The organism is Wolbachia endosymbiont of Oedothorax gibbosus (assembly GCF_936270145.1).
Taxonomy (GTDB): Bacteria; Pseudomonadota; Alphaproteobacteria; order Rickettsiales; family Anaplasmataceae; genus Wolbachia.
Window position 1 is genome coordinate 530547 of the sequence record NZ_OW370537.1, and the last position, 21942, is coordinate 552488.

A 21942-nucleotide genomic window follows, 5' to 3' on the forward strand; every position below is an offset into this window, starting at 1 on the left:
AAAATTTAAAACTTTCTTAAAAAAGGAACTATAGCTGACCAAGCAAGGTTTCCCTACGTCATACCACCGCGGCGCTAACTAGTAGCAGAATGACGGCTTATCAAATTATAAGTAAACCTAAATTACTTTAGCTATAAAAGTCTAATTTTGCTTAGTAAGTACGCTAACTATGAAACAGTCTATATTACCATCAAAAACAGAATTTATATTACCCATTTCATGTCCTGTTCTTAGATCCTTCACCATTTGATATGGATGCATAACGTACGATCTGATCTGATTACCCCAACCTATATCGCATTTTTTACCATATTCTTCAGCCATTTTCTGTTCTTTTTTTTCCAGTTCAATTTGATATAAACGTCCTTTGAGCAATTTTAGCGCCTCATCTTTATTTCTGTGTTGAGAACGACCATTTTGGCATTGAACTACAACACCAGTTGGAATATGCGTAATGCGTACCGCACTTTCAGTCTTGTTCACGTGCTGACCGCCTGCTCCAGAAGCTCGGTAGGTGTCGATTTTTAGATCCTTTTCATCCACAGCAATATCAATTGAATCCTCTATCACTGGAGTTACTCCTACACTTGCAAAACTGGTATGACGTTTACCATTTGCATCAAACGGCGATATTCTAACCAGCCTGTGAATTCCACTTTCACTTTTTGCCCACCCATAAGCTTTTTCTCCAACGATTTTTATCATTGCAGACTTTATACCAACCGACTCTCCTTCTAATTTTTCTACAACTTCAACTTTAAAGTTGTGATAAATTTCTGCCCACCTTATATACATGCGCATCAGCATTTCAGCCCAATCATTGCTCTCTGTTCCACCAGCTCCTGAGTGGATTTCTAAAAAGCAGTCATTATTATCTGCTTCGCCAGTAAATAAGGATTCTGTTTCTTTACACTTGATTAATTTTTCTAACTTTACCAGTTCATTTTCAACTTCAGAGAAAAATTCTTCATCATTCTCATCAATAGCAGACTTCATTAAGCTAATGGCATCGTTGTAATCGCTTTCTAGCTTTGAAAACGACTCTATGTCATGCTTAATTTTAGAACGTTCTTTTAAAATTTCTTGTGCCTTTTGATTGTCTTGCCACAGATCATCATTCGACGCTTGGGAGTCCAGCTCTTCAAGACGCAACTTTAATTTTTCTATGTCAAAGACACCTCCTGATAAGAGAAATACTTTTATTTAAGCCTTGAAAGTATTCAAGAATTTCTGAATAAGTTTTCATTATACTTTAGATTTTAATATATTTACTATTACTAACAATAACAGCAAACAAAATAGAAATTTAACCATATAGTAGTTAATTTGAAATAATCTTATTATACTTTAATGCTCAACAGAATCAAGCACGTATATTTAAGGGTAAAATAATGAATATTAAAACAAGTTCTCATTATGGTTTAGACAAAAAGGCTATTGATGACTTAATAGAGTCACTCGATAATCAAGAATTAGAAAATGTTCGTAATATTGTAAAAACGATAGATAGCGTTCAGTTAGCTTATTTTTTATCTACTTCAATCAGTGATCACAGGGAGAAACTAGTTAATATCCTCGATCAACATTTGTTAAGTGATGCCCTAGTGCATGTAGTGCCAGATTTACAAATAGAGATCATAGAAACATTGGGAATAGAAAATACAGCAAAGTTACTAATGCTCCTTGATGTAGAAGATATAGTAACCATAGTAAAAGATTTGGATAGAAAGTCTGTAGAGAACATACTTTACTACCTGCCCAGCAAGACTCAGAAATCGGTAGAGGAGTTGCTCTCATACCCAGAAGAAAGTGCAGGAAGGTTAATACATAAAGATATGGTTATAGCTCCATATTATTGGACAATAAATCAACTGACAGAATTTTTGTGCAACTATAAAAAAATACCAGAAAATTTTTACCAGATATTCATTATCAACTCAAAATTAGAGCCTATAGGCAGTGTTAATTTAAATAAGGTAATATCTCACTCAGGAGACACAATAATAAAAGAGATAATGGATCATGACATAAAAATCATTAAAACTGGAGTAGACCAAGAGGAAGTAGCAAGAATATTTAAAGATTACTCTCTATTATCGGCTCCGGTAGTAAATAAGAATGGTAAAATTATTGGTGTGATCTTAATTGAAGATGTGATAAAAGTTGTTCAACAAGAAACAGAAGAGGATGTACTAAAAATAAGCGGTGTATCTTCTAAAGCCGATATAAATGCCCCTATACATAAAACTATAATTAAAAGGCTACCTTGGTTACTGTTTAACCTCTTAGCTGCAACAATGTGTTCCATAGTAGTTGGCTTTTTCGATGATGTAATAAAAAATTTTATAGTACTACCAATAATCATGCCGATAATTGCATCAATGAGTGGAAATGCAGGATCCCAAACAGTAACGCTAACCATCCGGGCAATCGCAACAAAATATCTAACTGAGCAAAATGCAAAAAGAATACTTGTAAAAGAATTTTTAATAGGTCTTATAAACGGGATAATTTTATCTACTATTTCACTTGTAGTATTAGTAATTAGATTTCACAGTTTCAAAGTGGAGATGATTTTTGTGGTCTCCATGATTATGATGTCAATTATTGCAACGTTCATTGGAACTTTCATTCCTATAATGCTTCACCGTTTAAAGTCCGATCCTGCCGTTTCTTCTTCAATCCTAACATCGGCAACAACTGATATTCTCTCAGCTCTTATATTTCTTGGTTTAGCTACGATCTTTTTATTAAATAGCTAATACTATCTATAGCTATACCGCCGCGGTATCTCGGCATAGATTCCGCTAACAAGTAGCGGAATGAAGGTTTTTCAAATTGTCGTAAGTCAGTTTAGCTATAATATCAAATTTCACCAACTATTTCTTTCTATTAAATAAGAATAGATTACCTATACAAAAATAGATTGGCAATATTTCAAGTCTGCCAAGCAGCATTAAAAACGATAGAAATAATTTTACTTCATTACTGAAAGAAGAATAGTTACCTGAAGGGCCTATTAAATTACTAAATCCCGGGCCAGAATTTGTAAGCGTTGCAGAGACTGAGCTGATGCTAGTTATAAAGTCTGCATTGCTTAAGTAAGACATCACTACTGATGAAATGGTAAACGTTAACATGAAAATTGCAAAAAATATAAAGACAGAATAAACTTCATCATTCTCCAGGGTTTTTCCATTGAATTTTACTCTATTGTCTGCACCTGGGTTTAATAAAAGGTAAAAGTAATTTCTTATAGACCTTAAAAGAACAATCAAGCGGAAGATTTTGACACCACCACTTGAAGAACCACTACATCCACCAACAAAGGTGAGAAAAAAAGCTAAGACTGAAATGAAACTCCAATCTATATGATTACAGATTGCATAACCAGTTGACGTAATCAAGGAAGCGATGGTAAATGTGCTGCATCTAAATGATGATGACACTCCTAAATCAACATTTTTATACAACCAAAAACAAGCAAATAAAGATGAAACAATAGCTATCTTAATAAAGTAAGAGACCTGCTCATCATAGCAAATGTCTAATCGTCTTATAATTTTTAAATAGCTAAGAAAAGGCAGAGAACCCAAAATCATAAAAATGATCGTTATGACTTCTAACATAGGGTTATTATAGTACCCTATAGAATCATTATAGTTAGCAAATCCACCAGTTGATACAGCGGACATTCCGTGACATATTGCATCAAACAGTGGCATACCAGCTAGATAATAGGAAAATATGCATAACAAAATTAAGCCATAATATATTGCCGTAACATGAATCACTACACTTCGCGTATTCGGCAATTTTCTTTTGGTGGCATCTGAATATTCAGAATAAAGTAAATTATTTAGGCTGAGAATCTTAAGCATAGGGAAAACTGCAATTCCTAAAGTGATTACACCAAAACCACCTATGCCATGTAGCATTGCTCTCCATAGCAGTACTCCTGGAGATTGTTTTTCAATATCATTAAATATAGTTGCCCCTGTGGTTGTGATGCCAGATATCGTTTCGAATAATGCATCAATATAGCTCAGATTATCAAAATAGAAAGGAATAGCTGCAAACAGAGACAAGGCAATCCAGGTGCAACTAGTAATCGCAAAAATTGCCGGCATGCCATTTAATTTACCGAGTAAAATAAAAATTACGCCAGATGTGCAGGTAATTATGAACCCAGCGAGAAAATTTTTCCATTCGTAGCTGAGATACTTATTGGTAACAGCAGGAATAAGCATTGCTAAGCTAAACAGCAATAGGAATATTCCCACAATAAATACAATTGAACGTAAAGTTTGTAAACATTGATGATTTTTCATAGAGTTACTTTCCAGAGCAAAAAGATATTACACTATATCATAAACCTTTGCTGAAGCTTTTTTCATGTCTTCACTTGAAAGTGGGATCAGACCAAGCCTAGATAGGTACCCATCTTCAATGCCGATCGAATCTATAATTTCTTTTATGAATTCTCTTAATCCATCAACAGTATCTAAGTGTTCTTTCTTTATATAAAGGTATAGAGGTCTTGCTAATATATATTTTCCCGATGATATATTTTCGTAAGTTGGCTCAATTCCTGCAATTGTGCTTCCTTGTATTTTATCTTGATTCCTCATTAAAAAGCTAAAACTAAATATCCCTAAAGCGTTCCTGTTACTTTTCAATTTTTGTATTATTATGTTTTCATTAATTCCAACTTCTATATACCTTCCGTCATCCCTTATATTACCACATGCTTTCTTTCTTTCTTCCTGATCTTTATAATTCTCTTTGAAAATTCTCGAGTTCATACATGAGTATTGATCAAGCATAATAGAATTAACCAAAGTTTCGTATGTGCCTGTATTTTGATGTGGACCATAAATTTCAATTTCTGTTTTTGGTAAGGCTTGATTTACACCAGACCAAAACTTCTTATTATTTTTTACTAATTTATCATTTTCTTGAGAATATGCAGATAAAGTTTCAAATAAGTCCTTCTTTGTAAAATCAAATCTATGGCTTTGATTTGAATTTGCAATGACAATTCCATCATAGCCAATGATGATCTCTATCACTTCATTAATTTTATTCCTTTTACATAGCTCTCTTTCTACTTCCTTCATAGGGCGAGATGAAGTGGTGATGTCTGGCGTGTCTTCCCCTATTCCTGAGCAAAACATTTTGAACCCTGATCCACTTCCTATTGATTCTACAACTGGAGTCTTAAAAGAGAATACACGATTGAACTCCTCGGCTATAAACGAGATAAAAGGAAAAACGGTTGAAGATCCAACAATTCTGATGTATTTCCTGGCATCAGCATTTGACAGCGGCGTGAATAATACGAATACAAAAATCAGAAGAAAATTTCTAAACATTGTTTTTAGCTAAGAACATAAATCTAATTATTATAACAAAAATCAAACTGAAAAGCTTTAATTGCATGCTACAGTTTACATTTAAATTTTATTTTATATTATTGTAAGTATTACACAACTTTAAGGGGCAATTATGGCAGTTATGCCAGATAAATGGATAAGAGAAAAAGCTGAAAATTTTGGAATGATAGAGCCTTTTGTGGATCACAAAAGCAGCAAAGGTGTCATATCTTTTGGACTATCATCTTATGGGTATGATGCAAGAGTGGATAATAAATTTAAAATTTTTACTAACGTTAATTCAGCCATCGTGGACCCTAAAAATTTCTCTGAGAATAGTTTTATAGATAAAGAAACAGACGTATGCATAATTCCACCAAATAGCTTTGTGCTTGCAAGTACAGTGGAATATTTTCGTATACCAAGAAATGTACTGGTCATTTGTGTTGGTAAATCAACTTACGCAAGGTGTGGAATTATAGTAAACGTTACTCCCTTAGAACCTGGATGGGAAGGTCATGTCACACTCGAATTCTCAAACACCACTCCACTTCCTGCAAAAATTTACGCTAATGAAGGCGCATGCCAATTCGTATTTTTAAGCAGCGAAAGTGAGTGTGAAAAATCATATGATGATATGAAAGGAAAATATATGAATCAGCATGGTATCACTTTGCCGTTAGTTAAGTGATTACTTTAGGTAAAGCGTGATATTGTTTTATTGTACTGAAGATTACTAAAATGAGTTTTAACTAATTCGTCGCATTTTTTATCACCTAAAACTGCACGTGCAGGGTGGTTTTTAAATGGCTCGACATAGTTTAAAAAGAAACCTGTAGAAGGATTACTTAAAGCTTCTGCAACTTCTTTTTTTTCTTTATCATTGGAAAGCTGATTAAATAGTTCTTCTCCCTTTTTTTGCAGCTCATTTTCAAATTCCTGCTTTATAGTATTCTTATCTGCTTTTTGCAAGAAGGAAAACTCTTCAAAAGTGTACAAGGAAGAGACAATACTGTTGAAGGTACCAGTAAAACATGCACTTGAACCACGACCACCATGCACTCCGTATTCTGTTTGCGATTCTACTAAATGTTTAACCAGTTGATATTTTCTCTGTGATATGCGGGTATTAATAGCTATATTATTTGCTCCAGTTTGATCGTTGCAAGCCTTCCAAGCTAAATTTAAAACTTGCTTCAATGTTAACCCGCTTCCACTATGTGTATCAGGGTTATTTTTTATACGCTCCAAGCACTCAAGTGCATGTTTTTTCTCATCTTCTGTAAGTTGATCTTTATCTGCAGCTTTCTGCGCACCATTTGCTATGCACTCTAACTGATCAATAAATCCTTCTATTTCCTCTATAAACTTATCATCAACATCAGGCTCGCCATAGTTTTCTTTTAGCTTTTGAACGTTAATATTAATTGCATCATTTACATTAGTATCATGCGTTGTTTGTGGAATACGTGCTGCCTCCATAAATGCTTCAGCTCTTTGCTCTAACCATTCCGGCATTTTGCCTCCTGCAAAAAGATATAGCTTAATCAACACCTTGGCGATTAAGCAAAACACAAAAAGAGAAATAAGAAATATTATCAAAAGTACTACAGATAAACCTATGATTAGCCACCTTACAGGAGCTAGCAGAATTTCTTTTGCTTTTTTTAATTTTGACGGTCTTTGTATGTTGTCTGGTGTATTTACTACTGCTGGCATAATTAGTTTAAGTTAATATCAATATTATTAATATACTATATTTTTTCTTGTTTTGTCAACCCAAATTTCTACTTCCGCACTTTTTCATTGTTGCTTACAATGATTATAGCTACACGATTCACTCATGTATTTTTCTTAATTAAAAACCTCAACTATTTATTGTAAATTATTGAATTTCTTATCATAGTATCTGTCATCCAAGTAGCCCCTTTCTTGTCATCCCAGTGTCACGCGCTACCGCGGACTGTACCGTTTTTGTCATCCTATGGCTTGACCATAGGATCTATTTTAAGAGTAGATCCCAGTGTCACGCTACTTGGATGACAAAAAAAGGATGCTACTCGGATGACACCCTGACAACCGTCATCCCGCTGCTTGTTAGCGGGATCTATGTTAAGAGATACCGCGAATGAATCGCGGTATGACGTAGGACTGCTGTCATCCCAGTGTCATGCACTGGGATGACACTAATAAAGGAGGATTATCATGTCCACAATAATTTTATCATCAATTTTCGGTCAAGCAGGCAGCATTTTTGGGCCAATTGGCCGGATTATCGGCTCAGAACTTGGTGCTCTTCTTGGTGCACAGCTAGATGGGGCAATGTTCGGCCTTGAAGCCGAGCAGAAAGTAACGCATGGTGCGAGACTAAAAAATCTGCAAGTTCAAACCTCAACCTACGGCAGAACGATACCAATTATCTATGGCACTGCTCGCATTGCAGGGAACATTATTTGGGCGCAGCCAATAAAAGAAGAGGCGATAACCACCAAAAGCAAAATTGGAAGAGGTATGAATGTTGAGTATAATTACTATGCAACGCTTGCAATTGCGATCTGCAAGGGGAAAGTAGAAAAATTAAACAGAATCTGGGCAGATACAACATCACTTAGCTTTGATGAAATAGATTATACTTTTTACAGCGGCAGAGAAGACCAAAATCCTGATCCATTCATATCATCAATTGAAGGAGAGGGAAATGTGCCGGCTTATAGGGGAATATCTTACATAGTCATCAAGAATTTTCCTTTAGCAGACTATAATAATCGTGTTCCGGTATTTACATTTGAAGTGCGGACTGCAGTAAAGTCAAATGAATTTTCAGTAGCGAAAAATATTCGGAATATCAATATAATACCAGGCTCAGGAGAGTTTGTATATGATACAAAAATACAGAAGAAAATCGCGCAAGAGAAAATAAGCAGCAACCAATATATCCCATATGGACTGGCACAAAGGGTAAATCATAATAATCACACTAAAAAGAGCGATGCAATGCTTTCTTTGGATCAATTAAAAGAAGATTTGCCAAATGTTGAGTGGGTATCGGTAGTAGTCAATTGGTTTGTGAATGATCTGAACATTAAAGATTGTAAAATATACCCTGCAGTTGAATTTCAAGATGATTCTGCAGTTGTGCCTAATAATTGGCAAGTAGGAGGTAGTACCAGAGATAATGCTCAGCTAATTTCAAAAGATGCGAGTGGAAACCCAAGGTATGGTGGCACAGTTAGTGATGCAGCGCTGATAAGATATATAGAAGAGTTACGCAGCAGAGGCTACAAGGTGATGCTCTATCCAATGCCCTTGCTTGACACAAAGAACAAAGAGTGGCGAGGAAAATTGAGCGGGACCCCTGGGGATATAAGTGATTTTTTTGAGAATCAATATAACAAATTTATAGAGCATTATGCAAGCATTGCCAAACAAACTAAAGTGGAAGGGTTTATCATCGGATCTGAATTTGCGCAACTTACCAAAATTAGAGATGAACAAGGGAATTATCCTGCAGTGGCAGAGCTAGTTAAGCTTGCAAAGCGAATAAAACTTCAGCTTGGAAAAGAAGTAACGGTAACTTACGCTGCTGATTGGAGCGAATACCACTCATATGATGGTTGGTATAATATGGATGAACTGTGGTCTTCAGAGTATATCGACGTTGTTGGCATAGATGCTTATTTTCCACTAACTGATGGGCCAGAACCTCCTTTTGGCTATTCTGCGGAAGATGTAATGGTGGGTTGGAGCAGTGGAGTGGGGTATGATTATTTCTATGATTACTCAAAGAGTGAGCCTGAAAAAGTAAAGTATAACGACAGCAGGTATGCGTGGAAAAACATAGCAAAATGGTGGAGTGAAACTCACATAAATCCAGGTGGTAGTAAAACGAAATGGCAACCAAAAATGAAAAAAATATGGTTTACTGAGTATGGATTTCCCAGTATGAACGGCTGCACTAATGAGCCAAATGTGTTTGTTGATAAAAACAGCATAGAGAGCAAATACCCGCGATATTCAAACGGAGAGGTGAGCTTTCTTTCGCAAAAAATTGCAATTGAAGGAACGCTAAAGAAGTGGCAAAGCTCGGAAATGGTAGAAAAAATGTTTCTCTGGGCGTGGGATGCAAGGCCATTTCCTTATTTCCCCAATTTGTGTGATATGTGGACTGACTGCCATAACTGGCAGACAGGCCATTGGATTCAGGGAAAGCTTTCACAGCTTAATATTTCCGATGTTTTATCGGATCTATTACAAAAAGCAGGTTTAAAAAGCGATCAGTTCGATATAAGCAATGTCAAAGGGTTATTGTCTGGATATGTGATAAACGATCAGCAATCCGTACGTTCAATTATTAAAATGCTGCAAAGTTGCTATTTTTTTGATGTGGTTGAACAGGGCTCTAAACTGAAATTTGTCCAAAAGGGCAGGGGAGTTACAACTGTAGTGCCAATTGGTGAAACGGTTTTCAGTAACAATTCAAAACTTGCTAATATCAGTCAATTAGATTTAAACAATAAAGTTAACGTCGTTTATTTTAATCGCAATTTTGGCTATCCAATTGATGTTAAATACGCTGAGTTGCCAAAGCAAGGCACTGCTATAACAGTTGAAATACCGCTCATTATGGAGGAGGGAGAGGCGCAAAATATAGCTGAGGTTTTACTTTATTCTTCGTGGCAAGAGAGAAATATATACAATTTCAAGCTGTCGATAAAATATGCGTGGCTTGTGCCAAGTGATGTAATAACGATTTTAGACGGTGAGAAAAAGCATACGGTGAGAATTATAAAAACAAAATTTGAAAGCATGTCGATTCAAGTAATTGGTGTTGGCTATGATCGCTCTATATATAAGCTTTCTTTTCCTTCAACAAGGTCACTTATGCTGAAGGAATACCCTCCCTCTCACGTTAGCAAAACCATCATAGAAATGATAGATTTACCGCATGTTAAAGATAATACCACAAGCTTTACTTTAATTAGCGAGGAAAAGAATTGGAAAGGAGCAACACTCTTTATTTCGTACAACGATAAGGATTATAAGCCTATCGCAAGCACAAACAAGCAGTCTACTTACGGATATGTAATGGAATCTACCGACGAGGGGCTTGTAATAGTATTACGTTTTGGTAAGCTGCTAGGAATTATCGATTCAAATTCAGCATTAATCGGAAAAGAGATAGTGAAATTCCAGAGTGCTGAACTTATAGATAAAAATAAATATAAGCTTAGTAACCTGATTAGAGGGCAAGAAGGCACTAAAGAGCATGAGCATATAGGAGGTGAGAAATTTACCTTACTTGATGATTCAATAATATCTTTCGAAGTGCAAAGGGGGAAAAAGTTCTTCCTTAAAGCAGTTACTTATGGTGATTCATTGGATAACACGGAGGCGAAGGTCCTGATGCTCAATATTTAAACTTAAACTTGAATAATTGAAGATAAGATATTGAAATTCGTACTTTTAGCTTAAGATCCCAGTGTCAGCTACTCGGATGACAAAGGAGGGCAGTGTCCGCTACTCGAATGACATCGTTTACTATGTAACATTGTACTTATACTAATGAAAAAAATACATTATAATTAAGTATATTTACCAATAAATCATTAAGTGAAAACAGCTCTTTCGCAAAATATCATCTCTCTTATTATGATATTGTCTGTAGCAATTGTCGATATGGCAACTGATTTGTACTCAGTTGCACTACCAAGCATTGCCAATTATTTTAAAGTAGAAGGCAGTGTAGTGCAGCTTACAATTAGCTTAAATCTAGTTGGATTTGCGGTATCTGGATTAATTTATGGTCCATTATCGGACCATTATGGTAGGCGTCCAATGATGCTGATTGGTATGACAATTTTTACTTTGGCAAGTGTCATGTGTTATATAGCCGACAGTATTGCGCTCTTGATACTAATTCGCTTTATACAAGGAGCTGGAGCTGGTGTTGCAGGTGTTGTTGGGTATGCAGCAATAAGGGATATGTACTCAGGTAGTGAATACTCAAGAGTAATCTCAAAGTTAAATATGGTAGTAGCGCTTTCACCTGGAATAGCTCCAGTGGTGGGCAGTTATATAATTTCACATGGGTATAGTTGGAAATTTTTGTTTTTTATTATATCACTTACGGCAATTGCTATGCTTATTTTTATTTACTTTAAGTTACAAGAAACACTCACTGTAGATAAAAGTAAAGCCAGTATTAATATCTTCAAGCAATATATATCAATATTTAGAAATTATCGTTTCCTTGGGTTTTCAGCCATTCATGGATTAACTTTCATGTGGCTTTGGGCATACATTGCTAATTACCCGTTTATATTTGAGTCAATGGGTGTTGAAGTACAATATTTTGGCTATCTCATATCAATCATAGTTATATTTTACATAATTGGAACTTTAATCAATAGAAGGTATGTACCAAAAATAGGGGTTAGCAAGATGCTAATAATAGGTTTGGTGTTACCGATAATATCTGATAGTTTATTGGTATATTTTTACTCTATAAACAAATTAAACGTATTTATTCTTCAAACTGTTTGGATTCCAGCCAATATTGGGCTTGCATTAATAATAAGCAATAACGTAACTTCTGCTTTAGAAACGATCAAAGGTATAGGGCTTGGTAGTGCAGTCCTCTCATTCTGCAATATGATGTTTGGGGCCATTGGAATATATATAGTAGGAAAATTTTTTCGCTATGGTATTTTACCAAATTTACTATTAACAATAGTATGCTCTACAATTGCGATTCTTATGTACAGCCGGCTCAAATGTACTGAAAAACACGGGCATTATTTGCGTGATCCAGGAACATAGAGTTCATGGGTTATTAATGATTTTGCCGTGATAATATAATTTTATAGGAGGTGTGGGGTGAGTAATATAAGTATTAAAGAAGAAGGAAAATTCTATGCTAAAAGTAAATATTTTTCTGGTAGCCAAATATTAAACCATGATTACCAAGATAAACTAACTAACATTGTGATAAACTCTCATTGCTCTCTAAATGGGGGTGAAAGAATGAATTTAGCTAACAATATTGATCAGGTTAGAAAAATCTTCTCGGGACACACTGACAATAATATCAAGAGTGTGTGGATCGATATTTTTGATATTACAAATCTTGATACTGACAAGTTCAAAAAAAGAGAAATAGAAGGCGGTCAAGAGAAGTACTGGAAGAACAGTATTCATGTAAGATTTGGAAGCGTTCAAGATAAAGTATTAGTTTACTCATGGCTTGATATCGATCAGTTTAACCAAGATAAATGGAATAATCTCTTATCACAACTTGATAGAAATCATAAAATAGATTTAATAGGAACTGGACCACTTACATTTAAATATAAAGACTTTAATTATCGTGTATATCCTCCACTCTTTGTTTCTTCGGATGATGAGAAATCTTTCCTTAACAACCCCGAAGTTTATAACTTCTCACCAACAGAAGTAAATAAGATTATAGAAGATATCAAAGAATCTCATCAATCAATAGAAGAGAAAATTATTAATCATTATCGATCATTAGGAAAAGATTTTGTTAAAAACGATCAAGGTTACATACATATAAGGGCTGGTATCGATGAAAAGAATGTAAAGAATTTTACTGATGTATCCTACACTAACAGATCTGATGGTATTGATAACAACCCGATAAAAGAGGCCTTTGTTAAAGAAGAAGAGCTTTACAAAGGGGGTTTACATGAAGCTGTTTACACGAACAATGAACATCTTTTAAAAAATCTCTTAAAATTTTCATCTGATGGTGTTAATGCAGTAAAAGCAAATGGCAAGACTCCTTTACATTTAGCTGCCAAATATGGCAGAAAAGATATGGTGGAAATGCTATTAAATAAAGGGGCGAAGGTTGATATAGCAGATAGCCGCGGCAGGACTCCTTTACATTTGGCTGCTGTAAATGGCCATAAAGATGTGGTAGAAGCTCTATTAAAAGCAAATGGAATCAACGTTAATGCAGTAGATGAAGATGGAAAGACTGCTTTCGATTTGGCCACTGATGACAAAATAAAAACTCTATTGCAACCCACAGAAAAATCTAATCCAGTGGATGAATCACTGAAGGATAGTGAAGGGGTTCAAGAAGAAGAAGAAGAGGAAGAGGAGGAGGAAGAAGAAGATGTTGCTCCCACAGAACCTGCACAGCCTGTTTCCACAGGACCTGCACAAACAGAAGAACAGCCGAGCTCTTTTTTTGGTAGTTTGTTTAGTATACTTATGAAGCCTTTTTCATTAATTGCATCATTTTTTGGTGGGTTTTTTTCATGGTTGTTTGGATCTGATGAGCCAACACAATCACTACCTGAATCTGACCAAGCAGTTGTGTCAGAACCACCGAATAATCAAGTAGACAATGACATAATATAGCTAAAGTATAATAGTTTAGACTTGATAGGCTAACGCATACCTTTTTAAAACACTACTACTCTCTGGCATAGATATTCCCTCTAAATTAAGATTAAATTAACAAATACTTATTATAACAAAGTAGTGTCTTCTTGTCAAATTAATCATAACTTAATACCCAATCAATATCCTTTCCACCAGTTCTTTTACTGTCGGTACGTAGCCATTCTCATAAAATGGGTCTTGCTTAAATTTGTACACATTGTGCCCGGAAAACATGAGTTCGTTCTCAATATCACCATCGTGTATAACGTTTTGCAGTGTTTTTTGTATGCAAAAACTCCGTGGATCTGGCTTTCGTCCTGTTGAATGGTCGCCATGATCCTTCCAATTGCTAAACAAACAATGGCTCAAACATCCCATGCAATTGATTTGATCTTGTCTTATCTCCGCAAATTTATCCGGTGTCACAAAAATAACAGTTGAATCTGGAGTTTTCATTGCTTCTGTATATCCTGCTTTAGTCCATACGTTTGCCAGCTCTTTGTCTTTTGCAGTAAGGTAAATCTTCCTACCTCTGCTACCCATTGCAAATTCACTACTGAATTCTTCGCTGGCATTTTCTGAAAACTTTATTTGACGTGAATTCCGTTCCTGCAACTCACGTATGAAGTTATTTTTTACTGCAGATGAGTAAAACCCTGTTGGACTGAATTTATTTAAAAATACATCACCTTCTTCTAAAGTGAGTAGCTTCTTTTTCCACTCTGCAGAAATTGGGCTTTCTTTCGTCAAAAGTGGACGAGTACCAAACTGAAAAGCTATTGGTCCAATTCGTAGGTTATCAAGCCAATGTTCCCAATCTTTCAAATGCCACACTCCTCCTGCCATAACAATTGGTGTTTCTGAAAGACCGATCTCGTTCATGAAAGACCTAAGTTCTGCAACTCTTTCAAATGGAGCCTGTGGTAATTCCGGGTTTTCACTATTACTGAGTCCATTGTGCCCTCCAGCAAGCCATGGATCTTCATACACTACTCCACCAAGCAAATAGGAAGATATTCTTTGGTAAGCACGCTTCCATAACGCTTTAAAAGCACGCACCGATGAGACAATAGGGTAATAATAAACCTGATATTTAGCTGCAATCTCTCCAAGCCTATAAGGCATACCAGCACCGCAGGTAATGCCATGAACTAAGCCTTTTGCTTTTTCTAATATGCCATGAAGCACGCGTTCTGCTGCTCCCATCTCCCAAAGCACATTCATATGTACTCTTCCATGGCCTTTTGATATTTCATTTGCTATTTTTGCCTGACTAATTCCAGCTTCAATACTATACTCAATCAATTCACTATGCTTTTCATTTCTTGTTTTGCCTTTATAAATTAGTGGCACTAACTCGCCATTATCATCAATAAGCTTAGCATTTGCACCAGAAAATGTACCCACAGCATCTGCTGCAGCAAATGCTCCGCTTGATCTTCCATCACTAACTGCAATGCCTTTGCCGCCCTCGATGATTGGCCACACTTCCTTTCCTGAAATTACTATCTTTTTTATCTTATTTTTCAAAACTTCCTCGCAATCTTTCACTCTATTTTACTTAATTACTAAAAAAATGATAGCTGTTTATTTTTTCTTGTATCATTAAAGCTTCTATAGCTACTCATGCTGTTGTAGTTTGAGAGCAGTTCCCATCGGAAGGGTGTCATTCCAGTCTGGAATCCAGTTTTTGATCAAAAATGTTGCTATAGTGCACAATCAATTTTCCTGGATCCCAGTGGGCTTTGTTGCATAGCAACTGAAAAAATCTGGTGGCTACTGACAAAATTCATTATAAAATAGCCATTTAACCTTGAAAGAAAAAATATGCCACAAAAAATGAGGGTCAGTAACCATAGCGAATATAACAAATTTCTAGAAAAAAGAGGAAATATTTTTCATTATATCAACGAAGCCATAGAAAAGTGGTACGAGAATGGTTCAAAAATACCAGGTGGCAACAATATTTATAGCGATAAAGTTGTAATTTTGGTGCACATAATAACTTGTTTATTTAGAATAGGCCTGAGTTGGGTTTATAGCAGGATACCTTGAGCAAATTGGGAAAAATTTGCAAGTTATCAGCTATTCACAAGCATCAAAAGAAACTCAATATTAAGATCAATGATTGCAGAAAATAATATGGAAGATATCGAAATTGCTATAGACAGTACAGGAATTAGTATATACAACAACACATAGCAAAGAAAATAGCGAAGATAGAAAGTATCGCAGCTATGAACAGACAAGAAAATTGCATGTAATGTTGAATACAAACAGCAAAAAAGCCATAGCTGTAAAATACAGTAACGGTGTCTACTCTGATCACTATGGAGCTTGTGATTTGCTAAAAGAAGTTGATTTTCAGTATGTCATAAAAGTACTATATGCAGATAGGGCATATGACAGAGAAAAGCTCTATAAGCTGTGTAATCAATATGGTATAAAAACGAAAATTCCTCCGAAAAACAACGCAGCAGAGCATCCAAAATTGGATTATATGCTTGATAGAAATGCCGCTATTCAGTTAATGAAATTACATGGTGAGAATGGTATAAAAAGATGGAAAGAAGAAGTAAATTACGGAAAAAGATCGTATATTGAAGGATTTTTCTCAAGGTTGAAGCGAATATTTGGGTTTAGTTTTAGGAGCAAATCTGAGATTAATCGTGAGAAGGAACTGCTACTCAAGTGTTATTTGCTTAACAAATTTACTGATGGCTAAGTTTGAGATAGCTTCATGAATTTATTGTACGTTACCTACTATCCGAAGAGCGATGCAACAAAGCCATCTGGAATCCAAAAAAAAGGATGATGTCATCCCAGTGCTTGACACTGGGATCTATTTTGCATGTAACTCCAATTGTGTTTTGGCATAAAACGCGACGCGTATTAGACTTATTTGCAAGCAAAGCTTGCTAGATCCCAGTGTCAGCTACTTGGATGACACCGTCTTGGATGGAAACCAGTGTCACGCACTGGGATGACATTATAGGGGACTAGGATGACATTATAGGGGACTGGGATGACATTATAGGGGACTGGGATGACATCATCGTAAAGTGAACCAGTGTCAGCTACTTGCATAGAAAATGTTTATGACTAATTTTTAGATCAAACATGGAATTTCGACAAACTTAACTTTTTTGTGAGACTGTTCAGCAATAATAAATAAATTAGGTGTAAAGGTTATGGCAATAGAAAAGGAAAAGTTTTTTTTAATAATACGAGAAGTAAGTGAAAGCAAAGACTTAAGCAGTGATAATGTATTAAAAAAAGTACGAGATAAATTAAAAGAAAAGAGTGATGAGAACGGAATAGATTCTCCATATACAATAGTATATAACATATTTAAATCTCACAGTTTTTATAAAAACCACGAATTTAAGCTGCAAATGCCAGATGGCACTACAGCACGAGGTACATTATTACATTTTGCTGTACAATGCGGTAATGCACTAATGGTGAAGCTCCTACTGGAAAATAAAGTAAGTGCTACTATGAAAGATCACTCTGGACTGACTCCTTGGGACATTGCTACTTCGAATAGTAATCAAGAGATAAAGCAGCTTTTACTAGATGCTAAAGCAAATCTTAAATTAGAAAAGAATAAAGACAAAACTCCAGAAGATTTAGTTGTGAACAGAAATAATGCAACTGCTGCACTAGAAAGTGTTAATAAACGGACCTCTTTTGATGAAAGTAGTGACAGTACAGTAGATGAGCAACGCCAAAGTGTTAAGGATATGATAAAAAATTTTGAGTTACCGCAAAAAATAAATGCTATATGTAGTAGTAAACAGACCTCTACCTCTTTAAATGAAAGTAGTAGTAGTGACGACAGTGGAATATGTACTGAATCAGAAGGTGAAGAAGACATTGATGCAAAAAATGAAGAATTGAAAAAATTAGAAAAGGAACTAGCAGAATCAAAAAGTTGTATAGCTGAACATGAGACTACATTGGAAGCACTGAAGAAACAAAACCAAAAAGAGAGTGAATCACTAAAACGAAAAATACAAGATCTAGAAAGTAAAAACACAACGCTTAAGGATAAATTAGACAAAACAAAAACTAAAGAGGTGTTACTAGAAAAAAAGCAAAAGGAACTAAAGAATGACATAGCTGGGCAAGAGGCTAGGCTGGACACACTGGAGAAACTCAATGAAGAGAATCAATCACTAAAACAACAAATACAAGATCTAAAAAGTAAAAATACAACACTTAATAGCGAATTAGAAGAAAACGAAAATAAGCATTCTAAAGCAGAAGTGTTGTTAGAAAAAACGCAAAAGGAACTAGAAGAATCAAAAAGTTGCATAGCTGAACATGAGACTAAGTTGAAAGAATTCAATGAAGAGAAAGAATCACTAGAACAAAAAATAAAAAGTCTGGAGAATGAAAACACACCACTTAAGGGTGAACTAGGCAAAACAAAAACAAATGAAGTGTCGCTAGAAAAAGTAGGAAAAAGACAATTTTCCCCAAAAGTTGCCTATGCGAGCCTTGCAGCTATGTTAGTAGTAGGTGCTGCTCTTAGTATTGCTTCCGGATTGTCTGCTCTATTAATAGTTGCAGCTTCTGTGGTATCTGCACTGATAGCAGGTGGCATTACATACGCAATGTCAACAAAACCTGACACTGAATTGAAAGAAGTGGATATAGGTTCAGCACAACGTGGTGTTTGTAAAATTTAATTTGTACACTTGCTATAGATTCCAGGGCGTAACGCTGGAATCTAGTAAAAAGTATTTGCAAGTTACACAGTAGTGTGAATTTTTTACTTCGGTAGTTTTTCATTATCATTATAATCATAATAGTAGTTGAGTTTAATTGATATGAAAACTTTTACGAAAAATTTTAAAAATAACGAAAAAAAGCTAGAGGAGTTTGATAAGGAAATTGAAGATATAACAACTATAGCTCAAGATAAATTTGCACATGAACTTGAAAATATCGCATATGACAGTGTGCAAAAATTTCGCAGTCTGCTTGCTAAAGAGTTAAACTCCATCTTCAATAATATTCATTCTCAAAATGTTAATCTACTAAAATCCAGCCTAGTTGAATATGCTATAAGTTCAAATTTTATCAACAAAAAAGGAGAAACAGCTTTAATACGTTCTCTTCTTAATATATTCATACGATAAAGCACTCAGAGTTGTTGCTGCGCCAATCTAACTTAATGTTGCATGCAAGCTGTATAGCTAAAGTAAGTAAGATTTGCCCCACGATAAACGAGGTAAACCTTACTTATTCTAGCTATATCAAAAAGGAGGGTTATCATGTCAACAAGATCTACTTCACCAAGAATACATGTGCAACGTAAATCTAATACCAACCCTCATAAATAACTAGACAAATAATTCACAGAGCAAATGGTTTTGATCGAACTTTCCGTAATATCTCGAATAAATTCAGATACAGCATTTTCAAGTAATTTAATAGAGTCATACATCTTGTTCTTTATTATATTTTCCTTTAAATGTTGCCAAAATCTTTCCACAGGATTGAGCTCAGGCGAGTACGGCGGCAAATAAATTATGGTGATATTTTCAGGAGTTTTTAAACCTTTAGACCTATGCCAACTTGCGCAATCCATGATAAGAAAAGCTTCTCTAGTCCCCAAATCTTTCGACATCTGCTCCAAAAATATGTTCATGCAATCTGTGTTTACATGTGGAGCAAGTAGGCTAATATCCTCTCCATTCCTGGGATTTACAGCGCTGTAAAGATAGAAGTTTTCTCTTCCGATTTTTACTTTAACTTGTGTTCTTGAGCCCTTTTTAAACCATCCATGTCCAACTTTTGAGTGCGTTCCAAATCTCGATTCATCGAAAAAAAACCTCCTTTTTCCGGTTCTTTTCCACAATTTCATTGAGATTTTTTTTGAACTCCTCTTGTTTGTTTTTGTCTTGTTTATAATGTGCTGGACGAGGTGTGATATATGTAAATCCTAGCTTCTTCATAAGCCTTCTCGCCGTTGACTCACTTACTTTGATAGCTAACATTCCTTCAACTATACCTTGCAATTTTTTAGCAGTCAGATTTGCCCCATCTTCTTCTATTACCTCTCTTATTTTTTCCTTCTTCTCCTCGTTCAGTTTTGGTTTAGGTCCTCGCCCTGGCTGTATTGCAAACCCAATAACACCTTTTTCTTTAAATCTTGCAATCCATTTCATTAATGTCGTTCTCGTAATTCTATATATTTTAGCAACTTTTGAGATACCATACTCCTTTGCTGATATTATTGCTTGTAACCTTCTTCCTATCTCTCCTCTTATTCCATATTTTTTTAATTCTAACTTGCATTGATTATATAGTTCTTCTCCTATTGCTTTACTTTTTCCTGCCATAAACTACATATTTATTCTTTCTAGCCTCAATTATTTGTAGTTTTTACTATTTGTCTATCTATTAGTGGAGATTGGTATAAGCCTGAATCTTTTCCAGTTACTTTAGAAGAGGTTAAATCTTTTTTACGTATTGAGAACGACCAGGATGATAAGTTGATTTCAGATCTAATTTTTATGGCAACTGATTATGCTGAGTGGCATATGGAAAAGTCACTGGTGAAACAAACATGGCAAGTTTCATATGAAGATTATGTACCTCGTAGGATCTATTTAAGCTATGGCCCTGTGAGTAAGATAGTATTGGCTACTGCAATGATGTCTAAAGGTCAAGAGAAGAGAACACTTAAGTATTATTTTAGTGATGTAGGGGGCTACGTTGAGTTTTTCAATTATTTGAATAGACTTCTTTCAAAATTGAGGGAGAGAGAGTAAGATCAAGTATTTGGAAGCATGAAATATAAGGAAATAGAAAAGTTAGAAGGAGAAAAGTTTCGACGTTTAACGGGGGTAAAAAAATCAACATTTAAGAGAATGGTAGAAATTCTAGATGAGGAGGATAAAAGGAAAAAAGCTAGAAGTGGAAGAAAAAGCAAACTTTGTATAGAAGATAGATTACTTATGGCACTGGAATATATGAGAGAATATCGTACATATTTTCATATAGGACAAAGTTATGGCATGAGTGAAAGCAACTGTTTTAAAATAATAATACCAATCTCCACTAATAGATAGACAAATAGTAAAAACTACAAATAATTGAGGCTAGAAAGAATAAATATGTAGTTTATGGCAGGAAAAAGTAAAGCAATAGGAGAAGAACTATATAATCAATGCAAGTTAGAATTAAAAAAATATGGAATAAGAGGAGAGATAGGAAGAAGGTTACAAGCAATAATATCAGCAAAGGAGTATGGTATCTCAAAAGTTGCTAAAATATATAGAATTACGAGAACGACATTAATGAAATGGATTGCAAGATTTAAAGAAAAAGGTGTTATTGGGTTTGCAATACAGCCAGGGCGAGGACCTAAACCAAAACTGAACGAGGAGAAGAAGGAAAAAATAAGAGAGGTAATAGAAGAAGATGGGGCAAATCTGACTGCTAAAAAATTGCAAGGTATAGTTGAAGGAATGTTAGCTATCAAAGTAAGTGAGTCAACGGCGAGAAGGCTTATGAAGAAGCTAGGATTTACATATATCACACCTCGTCCAGCACATTATAAACAAGACAAAAACAAACAAGAGGAGTTCAAAAAAAATCTCAATGAAATTGTGGAAAAGAACCGGAAAAAGGAGGTTTTTTTTCGATGAATCGAGATTTGGAACGCACTCAAAAGTTGGACATGGATGGTTTAAAAAGGGCTCAAGAACACAAGTTAAAGTAAAAATCGGAAGAGAAAACTTCTATCTTTACAGCGCTGTAAATCCCAGGAATGGAGAGGATATTAGCCTACTTGCTCCACATGTAAACACAGATTGCATGAACATATTTTTGGAGCAGATGTCGAAAGATTTGGGGACTAGAGAAGCTTTTCTTATCATGGATTGCGCAAGTTGGCATAGGTCTAAAGGTTTAAAAACTCCTGAAAATATCACCATAATTTATTTGCCGCCGTACTCGCCTGAGCTCAATCCTGTGGAAAGATTTTGGCAACATTTAAAGGAAAATATAATAAAGAACAAGATGTATGACTCTATTAAATTACTTGAAAATGCTGTATCTGAATTTATTCGAGATATTACGGAAAGTTCGATCAAAACCATTTGCTCTGTGAATTATTTGTCTAGTTATTTATGAG

At 35.1% G+C, this 21942-nt stretch carries 15 protein-coding genes and 2 pseudogenes; 11 read left to right on the forward strand and 6 right to left on the reverse strand.

Annotation, left to right across the window (positions count from 1 at the left end; all coding sequences use genetic code 11):
* Positions 1 to 141: 141 nt before the first annotated feature.
* Positions 142 to 1246, reverse strand: a protein-coding gene (gene prfB / locus NBW37_RS02660) for a peptide chain release factor 2 (RefSeq protein WP_250296790.1) whose coding sequence is annotated in 2 segments (ribosomal slippage) — positions 142 to 1170 and positions 1172 to 1246 — 1104 coding nt in all. Because the reading frame shifts where the segments join, the coding sequence is not laid out codon by codon here.
* Between the two features lie 145 nt (positions 1247 to 1391).
* Between prfB and mgtE the strand changes: the two genes are divergently transcribed.
* The gene (mgtE, locus tag NBW37_RS02665) at positions 1392 to 2762 is read left to right on the forward strand and encodes a magnesium transporter (protein WP_250296791.1); all 1371 of its coding nucleotides are present in this window, start codon (positions 1392 to 1394) and stop codon (positions 2760 to 2762) included.
* Positions 2763 to 2879: 117 nt separating this feature from the next.
* On the opposite strand, the gene NBW37_RS02670 is transcribed toward mgtE, so the two are convergent.
* Both NBW37_RS02670 and NBW37_RS02675 read right to left on the reverse strand, forming a co-directional pair.
* Positions 2880 to 4331, reverse strand: a complete 1452-nt coding sequence (locus NBW37_RS02670) for a TrkH family potassium uptake protein (RefSeq protein WP_250296792.1) — start codon at positions 4329 to 4331, stop codon at positions 2880 to 2882.
* Between the two features lie 27 nt (positions 4332 to 4358).
* Entirely contained in the window at positions 4359 to 5375 is a 1017-nt protein-coding gene (locus NBW37_RS02675; RefSeq protein WP_250296793.1) for a substrate-binding domain-containing protein, read from the reverse strand.
* Between the two features lie 133 nt (positions 5376 to 5508).
* Between NBW37_RS02675 and dcd the strand changes: the two genes are divergently transcribed.
* Positions 5509 to 6066, forward strand: coding sequence for a dCTP deaminase (gene dcd / locus NBW37_RS02680; RefSeq protein ID WP_250296794.1), 558 nt, complete (start codon positions 5509 to 5511; stop codon positions 6064 to 6066).
* Positions 6067 to 6071: 5 nt separating this feature from the next.
* On the opposite strand, the gene NBW37_RS02685 is transcribed toward dcd, so the two are convergent.
* Complete coding sequence (locus NBW37_RS02685; RefSeq protein ID WP_250296795.1) at positions 6072 to 7094, reverse strand: hypothetical protein; 1023 nt, start codon at positions 7092 to 7094, stop codon at positions 6072 to 6074.
* Positions 7095 to 7580: 486 nt separating this feature from the next.
* Here NBW37_RS02685 and NBW37_RS02690 point away from each other — a divergent pair, with 486 nt between their 5' ends.
* The 3 genes from NBW37_RS02690 to NBW37_RS02700 all read left to right on the forward strand — a co-directional run bounded on the left by NBW37_RS02690 (position 7581) and on the right by NBW37_RS02700 (position 13763).
* Positions 7581 to 10793 carry a glycoside hydrolase/phage tail family protein gene (locus tag NBW37_RS02690; RefSeq protein ID WP_250296796.1) on the forward strand — a complete coding sequence of 1071 codons (3213 nt, stop codon included), beginning with the start codon at positions 7581 to 7583 and terminating at the stop codon, positions 10791 to 10793.
* A gap of 231 nt (positions 10794 to 11024) precedes the next feature.
* Positions 11025 to 12194, forward strand: a complete 1170-nt coding sequence (locus NBW37_RS02695) for a multidrug effflux MFS transporter (protein WP_250296797.1) — start codon at positions 11025 to 11027, stop codon at positions 12192 to 12194.
* A 57-nt stretch (positions 12195 to 12251) separates the two neighbouring features.
* The gene (locus NBW37_RS02700) at positions 12252 to 13763 is read left to right on the forward strand and encodes an ankyrin repeat domain-containing protein (RefSeq protein ID WP_250296798.1); all 1512 of its coding nucleotides are present in this window, start codon (positions 12252 to 12254) and stop codon (positions 13761 to 13763) included.
* A gap of 150 nt (positions 13764 to 13913) precedes the next feature.
* On the opposite strand, the gene NBW37_RS02705 is transcribed toward NBW37_RS02700, so the two are convergent.
* A complete protein-coding gene (locus NBW37_RS02705) occupies positions 13914 to 15317 on the reverse strand; it encodes an NAD(P)H-dependent flavin oxidoreductase (protein ID WP_250296799.1) in 1404 nt (467 codons plus the stop codon).
* A 297-nt stretch (positions 15318 to 15614) separates the two neighbouring features.
* Between NBW37_RS02705 and NBW37_RS07865 the strand changes: the two are divergent.
* From NBW37_RS07865 to NBW37_RS02725, 3 genes and pseudogenes are all read left to right on the forward strand, one after another.
* Positions 15615 to 16512: pseudogene (locus NBW37_RS07865) on the forward strand (IS5 family transposase).
* A 466-nt stretch (positions 16513 to 16978) separates the two neighbouring features.
* The gene (locus NBW37_RS02720) at positions 16979 to 18484 is read left to right on the forward strand and encodes an ankyrin repeat domain-containing protein (RefSeq protein WP_250296800.1); all 1506 of its coding nucleotides are present in this window, start codon (positions 16979 to 16981) and stop codon (positions 18482 to 18484) included.
* Positions 18485 to 18625: 141 nt separating this feature from the next.
* Complete coding sequence (locus NBW37_RS02725) at positions 18626 to 18937, forward strand: ECH_0659 family protein (protein ID WP_250296802.1); 312 nt, start codon at positions 18626 to 18628, stop codon at positions 18935 to 18937.
* 194 nt (positions 18938 to 19131) lie between these two features.
* Here NBW37_RS02725 and NBW37_RS02730 read toward each other — a convergent pair.
* Positions 19132 to 20143, reverse strand: a protein-coding gene (locus NBW37_RS02730) for an IS630 family transposase (RefSeq protein WP_250295836.1) whose coding sequence is annotated in 2 segments (ribosomal slippage) — positions 19132 to 19629 and positions 19631 to 20143 — 1011 coding nt in all. Because the reading frame shifts where the segments join, the coding sequence is not laid out codon by codon here.
* 129 nt (positions 20144 to 20272) lie between these two features.
* Between NBW37_RS02730 and NBW37_RS02735 the strand changes: the two genes are divergently transcribed.
* The 3 genes and pseudogenes from NBW37_RS02735 (at position 20273) to NBW37_RS02745 (ending at position 21941) form a co-directional block, all read left to right on the forward strand.
* A complete protein-coding gene (locus NBW37_RS02735) occupies positions 20273 to 20575 on the forward strand; it encodes a head-tail connector protein (RefSeq protein ID WP_250296982.1) in 303 nt (100 codons plus the stop codon).
* Between the two features lie 18 nt (positions 20576 to 20593).
* Positions 20594 to 20851 (forward strand): annotated as a pseudogene (locus NBW37_RS02740) (helix-turn-helix domain-containing protein); the annotation flags it as partial.
* Positions 20852 to 20929: 78 nt separating this feature from the next.
* A protein-coding gene (locus tag NBW37_RS02745) for an IS630 family transposase (protein ID WP_250295836.1) occupies positions 20930 to 21941 on the forward strand; the annotation gives its coding sequence in 2 pieces (ribosomal slippage) (positions 20930 to 21442 and positions 21444 to 21941; 1011 coding nt in all).
* Position 21942 lies beyond the last annotated feature (1 nt).

Bases quoted from the DNA above. Each gene is read 5' to 3' on its own strand.
- mgtE (WP_250296791.1), top strand. From the start codon at position 1,392: ATGAATATTAAAACAAGTTCTCATTATGGTTTAGACAAAAAGGCTATT.
- NBW37_RS02675 (WP_250296793.1), bottom strand. From the start codon at position 5,375: ATGTTTAGAAATTTTCTTCTGATTTTTGTATTCGTATTATTCACGCCG.
- NBW37_RS02720 (WP_250296800.1), top strand. From the start codon at position 16,979: ATGGCAATAGAAAAGGAAAAGTTTTTTTTAATAATACGAGAAGTAAGT.
- dcd (WP_250296794.1), top strand. From the start codon at position 5,509: ATGGCAGTTATGCCAGATAAATGGATAAGAGAAAAAGCTGAAAATTTT.
- NBW37_RS02725 (WP_250296802.1), top strand. From the start codon at position 18,626: ATGAAAACTTTTACGAAAAATTTTAAAAATAACGAAAAAAAGCTAGAG.
- NBW37_RS02695 (WP_250296797.1), top strand. From the start codon at position 11,025: ATGATATTGTCTGTAGCAATTGTCGATATGGCAACTGATTTGTACTCA.
- NBW37_RS02690 (WP_250296796.1), top strand. From the start codon at position 7,581: ATGTCCACAATAATTTTATCATCAATTTTCGGTCAAGCAGGCAGCATT.
- NBW37_RS02670 (WP_250296792.1), bottom strand. From the start codon at position 4,331: ATGAAAAATCATCAATGTTTACAAACTTTACGTTCAATTGTATTTATT.
- NBW37_RS02685 (WP_250296795.1), bottom strand. From the start codon at position 7,094: ATGCCAGCAGTAGTAAATACACCAGACAACATACAAAGACCGTCAAAA.